The 9,773-nt window shown below is 68.3% G+C and carries 7 protein-coding genes and 1 pseudogene; 7 read left to right on the forward strand and 1 reads right to left on the reverse strand.

The genetic code is table 11. The features are described from left to right. The 5 genes from AX744_RS08190 to holA all read left to right on the forward strand — a co-directional run. Positions 1 to 910: anthranilate synthase component I family protein (locus tag AX744_RS08190; protein ID WP_197429189.1), on the forward strand; the 910-nt coding region annotated here is incomplete at its 5' end. A 34-nt stretch (positions 911 to 944) separates the two neighbouring features. Then, on the forward strand, positions 945 to 3,521 hold the full coding sequence (leuS, locus tag AX744_RS08195) for a leucine--tRNA ligase (protein ID WP_061016254.1): 2,577 nt from the start codon (positions 945 to 947) through the stop codon (positions 3,519 to 3,521). Between the two features lie 95 nt (positions 3,522 to 3,616). Next, on the forward strand, positions 3,617 to 4,249 hold the full coding sequence (locus AX744_RS08200) for a ComEA family DNA-binding protein (RefSeq protein ID WP_058631395.1): 633 nt from the start codon (positions 3,617 to 3,619) through the stop codon (positions 4,247 to 4,249). A gap of 26 nt (positions 4,250 to 4,275) precedes the next feature. Continuing rightward, complete coding sequence (locus AX744_RS08205; RefSeq protein WP_082738453.1) at positions 4,276 to 6,573, forward strand: ComEC/Rec2 family competence protein; 2,298 nt, start codon at positions 4,276 to 4,278, stop codon at positions 6,571 to 6,573. A 39-nt stretch (positions 6,574 to 6,612) separates the two neighbouring features. After that, complete coding sequence (holA, locus tag AX744_RS08210) at positions 6,613 to 7,650, forward strand: DNA polymerase III subunit delta (RefSeq protein WP_061016253.1); 1,038 nt, start codon at positions 6,613 to 6,615, stop codon at positions 7,648 to 7,650. 80 nt (positions 7,651 to 7,730) lie between these two features. On the opposite strand, the gene rpsT is transcribed toward holA, so the two are convergent. Further along, entirely contained in the window at positions 7,731 to 7,991 is a 261-nt protein-coding gene (rpsT, locus tag AX744_RS08215) for a 30S ribosomal protein S20 (protein WP_017830351.1), read from the reverse strand. A 222-nt stretch (positions 7,992 to 8,213) separates the two neighbouring features. Here rpsT and AX744_RS08220 point away from each other — a divergent pair, with 222 nt between their 5' ends. Together AX744_RS08220 and AX744_RS08225 are read left to right on the forward strand one after the other, a co-directional pair. Beyond that, a complete protein-coding gene (locus tag AX744_RS08220; RefSeq protein WP_058631392.1) occupies positions 8,214 to 9,575 on the forward strand; it encodes a glycoside hydrolase family 1 protein in 1,362 nt (453 codons plus the stop codon). Then, positions 9,572 to 9,773, forward strand: a pseudogene (locus AX744_RS08225) (MFS transporter); the annotation flags it as partial. The gene AX744_RS08220 and the pseudogene AX744_RS08225, both read left to right, overlap by 4 nt.

A 9,773-nucleotide genomic window follows, 5' to 3' on the forward strand; every position in this document is an offset into this window, starting at 1 on the left:
CACGAGGGAGAGCCAGAACCAGGATCGGTTCCGCACGGCGACCGGGCCCCTGACGCGCGTCGCCGAAGCACGGCACGACCCGCGCGAGTACATCGCACTCATCGAACGCTGCCGAGAGCTCATCCGCGAGGGCATCGCCTACCAGCTGTGCTTGACCACCCGCTTCACTGTGTCCGGCACGCATGATGCCGTCGAGGTCTACGACCGCCTCCGCACCTCGACCCCCGCGCACCACGGGGGCTTCGTGCGGATCGGCGGACGCACCCTCTTGAGTGCGAGCCCGGAGCAGTTCCTCCACGCAGCGGGCGGCATCATCCGCACCAGACCCATCAAGGGCACCAGACCCCGAGGCGCCGAGCCCGTCGCAGACGCCGCGCTCGCCGCAGAACTGGCCGCAGATCCCAAGGAACGTGCCGAGAACGTGATGATCGTCGACCTGATGCGCAATGACCTCTCACAGGTGTGCGCGGCGGGGAGCGTCCGTGTCGAGGGACTCTGGGTGGTGGAGAGCTATCCCGCCGTGCATCAGCTGGTGAGCACCGTCAGCGGCGTCGCGGTCGAGGGGACGACAGTCGGGGATCTGCTCGGTGCGGCCTTCCCCGCGGGGAGCATGACCGGAGCCCCGAAGCTCTCCGCGATGACTCGCCTCCACGAGCTGGAGTGCGGGCCACGCGGCGTGTACGCCGGGTGCTTCGGATACGTCGGCGTCGACGGCGCCCTCGACCTGGCGATGGTGATCCGCAGCATCCTGATCGATGAGGAGCAGGCCGTCGTCGGTGCCGGCGGAGGAATCACCTGGGGGTCCGTCGCCACATCCGAGGTGGCCGAGGTCGCGACCAAGGCTCGGGCGCCGCTCGCCGCACTCGGCGCCGGAATGCCTGCCCTCTGGCGTTCCGATATCCTGAACTGATCCCGCTTTTTCCACCAGATTGGTCGTGCGTTCGTTGTCTGAGAACCTGTCCACCGCTCCTGCCGACGACGAGACCCCGTCGGCGCACGCCATCCAGAACAAGTGGCAGAAGTACTGGGCGGACAACGGCACGTTCCTCACGGGTGGCGATGACGACACCCGGCCGCGTCGGTACGTGCTCGCGATGTTCCCGTATCCCTCCGGTGACCTGCACATGGGACACGCGGAGAACTACCTCTACTCCGACATCGTGGCTCGGTTCTGGCGTCACCGCGGACACAACGTGCTGAACCCGATCGGCTGGGACTCCTTCGGTCTGCCGGCGGAGAACGCGGCGATCCGTCAGGGTGCCGATCCGCGTGAGTGGACCTACCAGAACATCGCGCAGCAGAAGGTCGGATTCGAGCAGTACGGCGTCTCGTTCGACTGGAGCCGCGTACTGCACACGTCCGACCCCGAGTACTACCGCTGGAACCAGTGGCTGTTCCTGAAGCTGTACGAGCGCGGCCTGGCGTATCGCAAGAAGAGCCCCGTCAACTGGTGCCCGAACGATCAGACGGTGCTCGCGAACGAGCAGGTCGTCGACGGGCGCTGCGAGCGCTGCGGCTACGAGGTCGTCAAGAAGAAGCTGACGCAGTGGTACTTCCGGATCACGGATTACGCGGATCGACTGCTGGACGACCTGAACCAGCTCGAGGGCTTCTGGCCGCACAAGGTGCTGCAGATGCAGCGCAACTGGATCGGCCGCTCGGTGGGAGCCGATGTCGACTTCCTCATCGAGGGGCGCGAGGAGCCGGTCACGGTGTTCTCGACGCGACCCGACACCCTGCACGGGGCCACGTTCTTCGTGGTCGCTCCGGATTCCGACCTGGCGGCGGAGCTCGCGGCCGGAGCGCCTGACGAGGTGCGTGAGTGTTTCCAGACGTATCTGGAGCAGGTGCAGAAGGAGACCGACATCGATCGGCAGTCCACGGACCGTCCGAAGACGGGTGTCTTCCTGGAGCGCTACGCGATCAACCCCGTCAACGGCGAGAAGTTGCCGGTGTGGGCGGCGGACTACGTGCTGGCCGACTACGGCCATGGCGCGGTCATGGCCGTGCCGGCGCACGACCAGCGCGACCTCGATTTCGCCCGAGCCTTCGACCTGCCGGTCAAAGTGGTCGTCGACACCACGGCTCCTGTCACGGGTGCGATGCCCGTGATCGAGGTCGATGACGAGGGCGTGCCGATCGACACCGGTGCGGCGCTCGAGGAGCAGAGTCCGGCCACCACCGGCATCGCGCTCACGGGTGAGGGTCGGATGATCAACTCCGGTGCGCTGAACGGGCTCTCCAAGCGCAATGCGATCGCGCGTGCGATCGAGCAGCTGGAGGCTTCCGGTACCGGTCGTGCCGCGAAGAACTACCGTCTGCGTGATTGGCTCATCTCCCGTCAGCGTTTCTGGGGTACCCCGATCCCGATGCTGCACGGCGAGGACGGCACGATCATCCCGGTTCCCGAGGACAAGCTCCCCGTGAAGCTGCCGAGTGTCGAAGGGCTGGACCTGAAGCCCAAGGGCACCTCGCCGCTGGGTGGTGCGGAGAACTGGGTGCGCACGACCGATCCCGAGACCGGCGACTCCGTGCTGCGCGACCCCGACACGATGGACACGTTCGTCGACAGCTCGTGGTACTTCCTGCGTTTCCTGTCGCCGAACAGCGAGACCGTCGCGTTCGACCCTGCTCAGGCGGCTCGTTGGGCGCCGGTCGACTCGTACATCGGCGGCGTGGAGCACGCGATCCTGCACCTGCTGTACGCGCGCTTCATCACGAAGGTCCTGTTCGACATGGGCCTGATCGACTTCACCGAGCCGTTCTCGAATCTCATCAACCAGGGCATGGTCCTGCTCGACGGACAGAAGATGTCCAAGAGCAAGGGCAACCTGGTGCTGTTCCAGGAAGAGCTCGACGCGCACGGTGCCGACGCGCTGCGTGTCGGCCTCGCTTTCGCCGGTCCTGTGGAGGACGACAAGGACTGGGCGGACGTCTCGACGACCGGTGCCCAGAAGTTCCTGGCGCGTGCCATGCGCATCGCGGGGGAGGTGTCGAGCCCGGTCGATGTGGTCTTCGACGGTGGTGACGCCGCTCTCCGCCGCGCGACGCACAAGCTCCTCTCCGAGGCGCCGGCGCTCGTCGAGCAGACGAAGTTCAACGTGCTGGTCGCGCGCCTGATGGAGCTGGTGAACGTCACGCGCAAGACGATCGACAGCGCCGCTGGTGCCGGCGACCCCGCCGTGCGCGAGGCCGCGGAGACGATCGCCGTGATGCTCGACCTCATCGCCCCGCACACCGCGGAGGAGATGTGGGAGATCCTCGGCCATGAGCCTTCCGTCGGGCTGGTGACCTGGCGCTCCGCCGATCCCGCACTGCTGATCGAGGACACCATCACCGCCGTCGTGCAGGTGGGCGGCAAGGTGCGTGCGCAGCTCGAGGTGTCCGCTCGGATCGGCGAGTCGGAGCTCGAGGCCCTGGCCCGGGCCGATGAGCGTGTGATCCGATCGATCGGTGACCGCGAGATCGTCAAGGTCGTCGTACGCGCACCGAAGATCGTGAGCTTCGTCGTCAAGGGCTGATCGTCTCTTCTCCACTGAGGAGGATCCACTCGGGTTGTCCACTGTGGGCGTCTACTGCGCACCACCGGGGGATCGTTGTCTCCTAGCGTGGCCGGATGGCTTCTCCCCAGGCACCTCTTCCGCACCGGCGCCGTCTGCGCCTGAGCGTGGGAGCGGCGGTGGTGCTGGCACTCGTCGTGCTGTCGGCTGCCGTCGGGGTCGGCATTCTGCGTGGTCAGTCTGCGCCTGTCGAAACCGTGTCACTCACGGACACCGGCACGGACACCGGCGCCGGAGCAGGTGCGAGCCCGGGGCCCTCGTCGACCGGTGAGCTGTACGTGCACGTGCTCGGCTCTGTCGAGAGGCCGGGGCTCTACGTGCTCGATCTCGACGCGCGAGTCGTCGATGCGGTGGCCGCTGCCGGTGGAACGACCACCGATGCGGACCTGAGCGCCGTAAACCTCGCACGGGTGGTCGAAGACGGGGAGCAGATCGTCGTGCCGGCGACAGGCGCGATGACGGATGCACCCGGCGGGGCGGCAGCGCCACCGGGCGACGCGCGGATAGATCTCAACACGGCGGATCAGACAGCACTCGAGACGCTTCCGCGTATCGGACCCGCGCTGGCGGAGCGGATCGTCGCCTGGCGAGAGGAGAACGGTCGCTTCGCCTCCATCGACGACCTTCTGGCCGTGCCCGGCATCGGCGAGAAGCTCCTCGAGGGACTGCGCGACGGGGTCAGGGTGTGAGGGCGCGCGATCTGCGCTTACTCCCTGTGGCGGCAGCCGTATGGGGTGCCGCGCTGCTGTGCGTGCTGTTGCCTGAACTCGCGTGGGTGTGTGCCGGCACGTGTACGGCAGCCGCGGCAGGTGTGCTGGTGTTCAGCCGCTCCGGGCTGCGAGCCAAGAACACTCAGCGCGCCGAGGCCGGTGTCACGATCGTCGTGCTGTCGGCGATGGCAGGTGCGGCCGTGTCCGTCGGGTTCGCTCTTCCCGCGCGGGATGAGGCCCGCGCATGGGGCGGGCGCGTCATCGAGTCGTCGGCCGAGGTCACCTCCTCGGCATCGCTCGGACGGGACGGGCGGCTGTGGTTCGAGGCGGCGGCTACGACACTCGGGCCGCCTGGCCGGGCAGCCCCTTCCACGGTCCCGGTCCGCGTCGGAGTGGACCCCGCCGACGGGTTCGATCTCGGTGCGCGGATACGGGTGGTGGGCGAGTCATCGATCACGGAGGCCGGGGAGCGCTCGGCTCTCGTGATCTTCGCGAGCGAGGCCGAGATCGTCGACCCCGCATCCGGTGTGTTCGCCGCGGCAGCCGCGATCAAGAGCACGTTCGTCGAGAGGGCGCTACGCCTGCCGGAGCCCGGAGCAGGCCTCCTGCCCGGCCTTGCGGTGGGCGACACCCGCGCGGTGACGACGGCCTTGAACGACGACATGCGCGCGAGTGGGCTCAGCCACCTCACCGCGGTCAGCGGTGCGAACTGCGCGATCGTCGTCGGCGCGATCTTCTGGCTCACGGCCCTCTGCGGGGGCGGCCGTTGGCTGCGCGCCCTGCTGTCGCTTGCGGGCCTGGCGGGTTTCGTCGTGCTGGTGACTCCGGAGCCGAGCGTCGTCCGGGCTGGGGTGATGGCAGCGGCGGGGATGCTGACCATCCTGTGCGGGAGGCCGAGCGCCGGGGCGGGAGTGCTCTCTCTGTGCGCGACGGGGATACTCGTCGCGGATCCGTGGCTGGCGGCGACGCCAGGATTCGCGCTGTCGGTCGGCGCCTCGGGGGCGTTGATCCTGCTCGCCCCGTCTCTCGCCCACGGGTTGAGACGAGCCGTGCCAGGACCCGTCGCGTTGGCTCTGGCGGTCCCGCTCGCCGCGCAGCTCGCGTGCGGCCCCATCATCGCGCTGTTCGCTGAGCAGCAGTCCCTGGTCGGAGTCGCTGCGAATCTGATAGCCGCGCCCGCGGCGCCGGTCGCGACGGTGATCGGACTCCTCGCGTGCCTGGCCGCACCGCTGCCCATGCTCGCCGATCTCCTTGCGGCCTCGGCGTGGCTCCCCGCTGCCTGGATCGCGACGACCGCCACCACCACGGCGGAGCTTCCGAGCGCGCAGGTCACCGTGCCGGCGGGCCTCGGCAGTGCGCTCCTGGTGGCTCTGCTGAGCGCGGCCATCGCCGCAGTCCTCATACGCGCCCCGAGCTCGACGGAGGCGACTCCAGCCGGGCGGATCTCTCGCTGGTTGAGGCGGGTTGCGGCACTGGTGCTCGTGGTGGTGCTCTCGCTCGCCGGATCACGTGTACTCCTCGATGGACCGCTGGCGACCGCGGCGGCTCCGGATGGCTGGGCGATCGCGGTGTGCGACGTCGGGCAGGGCGACGCGGTGCTCGTGCGCTCGGCAGGCCGGGTGGCGCTGATCGACACGGGGCCCGATCCGGATCTGCTGTCCACCTGTCTGCGGTCGCTCGGCATCGAGCACATCGATCTTCTGGTGCTCACGCACTTCGACCTCGATCACGTCGGCGGGACCGCAGCTGTGCAGGCGCGGGTGTCGACGGTCCTTCACGGTCCGATGGCTGATCCGCCCGATCGACGCCTCATCGACGACCTCGCCGATGAGGGAGCCGAGGTCGAGCAGGCATCGGCGGGACGGCGCGGCATGCTCGGCGATGCCGCCTGGCGCGTGCTCTGGCCGCCACGCCGGTCACCGGCGTTCCCCTCCGGCAACGACGCGAGCGTCGTGCTGGAAGTCGCCGGGGGAGGTGTGCCGCGCTCCCTCTACCTCGGCGATCTCTCCGCCGCACCACAGCGCGTGCTGCAGAGGACAGGAGGACTCGCTCCGTACGCGGTCGTGAAGGTGGCTCACCACGGCAGCGCGGATCAGGATCCGGAGCTGTATGGGCGGATCCGGCCGCGCGTGGCGTTGTTCAGCGTCGGAGCGGACAACGACTACGGGCACCCCCGGGCCGAGACGATCGATGCTCTGACCGACGCCGGTGCACGCGTGCTCCGTACCGACGTGCACGGGCGCATCCTGCTCGCACTCGATGACGGGGAGTTGCAGATCTGGACCGAGAAGACGCCACCGTGACGGCGGAGCCATGTCGGCGACCGCCGGTAGGCTGGTTCCATGGCAGCTTCGCGTACCCCTTCCCGCGGCGGCGCGAAGCCCACCAAGATCCCCCAGGTCTCCTGGCGCGAGCCGCGCCCGGCCCCGGTCGTGCTGGTCTCCGGTCCGGAAGAGGTCTGCGCCGAGCGGGCCATCGCCGGTGTGCGCGACTACCTCCGCGCCGAAGACCCTGCGCTCGAAGTCAGTGACGTACGCGCCGACGACTACGCACCAGGGACGCTCCTGTCGCTCACGTCGCCGTCCCTGTTCGGAGAACCGCGTCTGGTGCGCGTCTCCGGCGTGGAGAAGTGCTCGGATGCGTTCATCCAGGAGGCGGTGTCGTACCTCGACCACCCGCAGGAGGGGGCGACGGTCATTCTCCGGCACACCGGAGCCAGCGTGCGGGGCAAGAAGCTCCTCGACGCTCTTCGCGGTGGTTCCGGTGGCGGCATCGAGATCGCCTGCCCGGCGATCAAGCGCGACGGCGATCGGGTCGATTTCGCAGCCGGTGAGTTCCGCGCGGCGAAGAAGCGCATCGCTCCTCCGGCCTTGCGCGCCCTGGTTTCGGCGTTCGCCGACGACCTCACAGAGCTGGCCGCAGCCTGCCAGCAGCTCATCGGCGATGTCGACGGCGACATCACCGAGGAGGTCGTCACCAAGTACTACGGCGGACGAGTCGAGGTCTCGGCGTTCGTCGTGGCCGACACCGCGATCGCCGGCCGCTACGGCGAGGCGCTCATGGCCCTCCGCCACGCACTTTCCTCGGGGGCCGACCCGGTCCCGATGGTCGCAGCCTTCGCGATGAAGCTGCGCACCATGGCCCGCGTGGCCGGCAACCGCGAGCCGAGCCGTCAACTCGCGCAGCGCCTGGGGATGAAGGATTGGCAGGTCGACCGTGCCCGTCGCGATCTGGCGGGCTGGAACGAGCGCTCGCTCGGGATAGCGATCCAGGCCACGGCCAGAGCCGACGGGGAGGTGAAGGGTGCCGCGCGCGATCCGATCTTCGCCTTGGAGCGCATGGTGACGGTCATCGCCACACGACAGCCTTTCGGCGAATAGCCCATCGCCGGGTGCGCTCACCCCGAACACGAAGAAGGCCCGCCCCGATATCGGGACGGGCCTTTCTCAGAAGCGTCGGTTCAGAGGGAAGCGACCTGCTTGGCGAGAGCCGACTTGCGGTTCGACGCCTGGTTCTTGTGCAGGACACCCTTGCTGACGGCCTTGTCGAGCTTGACGGCGGCCTTCTTCAGGGCGGCCTCTGCGGCTGCCTTGTCGCCGGCGGAGACGGCCGTACGAGTGGTACGGATGACCGTCTTGAGCTCGCTCTTCACGGCCTTGTTGCGCTCGCGAGCCTTCTCGTTGGTCTTGTTGCGCTTGATCTGCGACTTGATGTTTGCCACGTGTGGACGCTTTCTGTACAGGAGTGTTCGGAATGCCGGCAGCAGAAGAGGGCTGCTGCACAGCGGTCGTGAGGGAAGAACCCACACGCAAGCCAAGAGTCGAGTCTACCAGCAGACGGGCCGTTGACGCGAAACGGCGGCGAGAACGCGAGACTCAGTCGCGGATTCGACGGTACCGGGTGCAGAATCATCATTATCCCGACACTGATGTCTAGGAGCCACATGACCCTCGAGCCCTCCCGTTCGCCCATGCCCTCCGGGCTCCGCTGGTCCGCAGCGACGTCCGCCTTCCAGATCGAGGGCTCCCGGCCCACCGGTGCATCCGGGCGATCAATCTGGGACGACTTCCTCGAGAGGCCGGGTGCCGTCCTCGACGGATCCATGGCCGACCCCGCGTGCGACAGCTACCGGCGCCCCGAACGCGACGTCGCTCTCGCGTCCGGTCTCGGACTCGACCGATACCGGTTCTCGATCCCGTGGGCTCGCGTCCAGCCCGACGGCCTGGGTCCGGGAGACAGCACAGCGCTCGACCACTACTCGCGCGTCGTGGATATGCTTCTCGACGCCGGGATCCAGCCGTTCCCCACCCTGTACCACTGGGAGATGCCGAGCAGCGTCGAAGCCGACGGAGGGTGGCTCGAGCGCGACACCGCCGAGCGCTTCGCCGACTATGCGGCGCTTGTGGCTGATCGCCTCGGCGATCGGGTGCAGAACTGGTACACCCTCAACGAACCCGCGATGACGACCCTCCAGGGGTATGCGGTCGGCGCATTGGCGCCAGGCAAGCAACTCCTGTTCGGTGCCCTGCCTACCGCCCATCATCAACTGCTGGCGCACGCCCGCGCAGCGGCGGTGCTCCGAGATCGCGGTGCTGTCGCGGTGGGTCTGGTCAACAACCACACCTGGGTCCTGCCGCTGGGTGACACCGCCGAAGACCATGAGGCCGCGGCGATCTACGACCTGATCCACAACAGGGTCTTCAGCGAGCCGCTCCTCGCCGGCACCTACCCCGACCTGGAAGCACTCGGCCTGCCCCCGATGCCCGCGCAGGAAGGCGACCTCGAAGCCATCGGCCACTCGATCGATTTCTACGGCGTCAACTTCTACAATCCGACGACGGTCACGAACGCCGAAGAGGGAAGCCCGATCCCCTTCGACATCGTGCCGACGCCCGGCGTTCCGGTCACCGGATTCGGTCCCGAATGGCCGATCATGCCCGGCGCGCTGCGCGACCTGCTGATCGACCTGCATGGTCGCCATCCCGACATGCCGCCCGTGATCATCGGGGAGAACGGCGCCTCCTTCCCCGAACCCGAGCGCGCGACCCGCGTGGAGGACACCGACCGCATCTCGTACCTCGCCGGGCATCTGCAGGCCGTCGGCGATGCGATCTCGGCCGGAGTGCCGGTGGAGGAGTACACGGTGTGGTCATTGCTGGACAACTGGGAATGGGCCGACGGCTACACCCAGCGATTCGGCCTCGTCCACGTCGACTTCGAGACGGGCGAGCGAACGCCCAAAGCCTCGTACGACTGGTACCGAGAGGTCATCCGGAGTTCGCGTGCAGCGGGGGAGAAGCGATGAACACCTCCGAGCACCCCCGCACCATACGAGCCGGCGCGCGATGGATGTCGCTGTTCACGCTCGCCTGGCTGGCGATCTGGACCGTGCAGCTCACTCCGGTGCAGCTCCTCCTCCCGCTGCAGCTCGACACTCCGGAAGACGACTGGATTCGCGGGGTCGTCTCCTCGGGCTTGGTTCTGGGCATCGGCGGGCTCGCAG

Source organism: Microbacterium sp. CCH5-D1 (assembly GCF_001557335.1).
Taxonomy (GTDB): domain Bacteria; phylum Actinomycetota; class Actinomycetes; order Actinomycetales; family Microbacteriaceae; genus Microbacterium; species Microbacterium oxydans.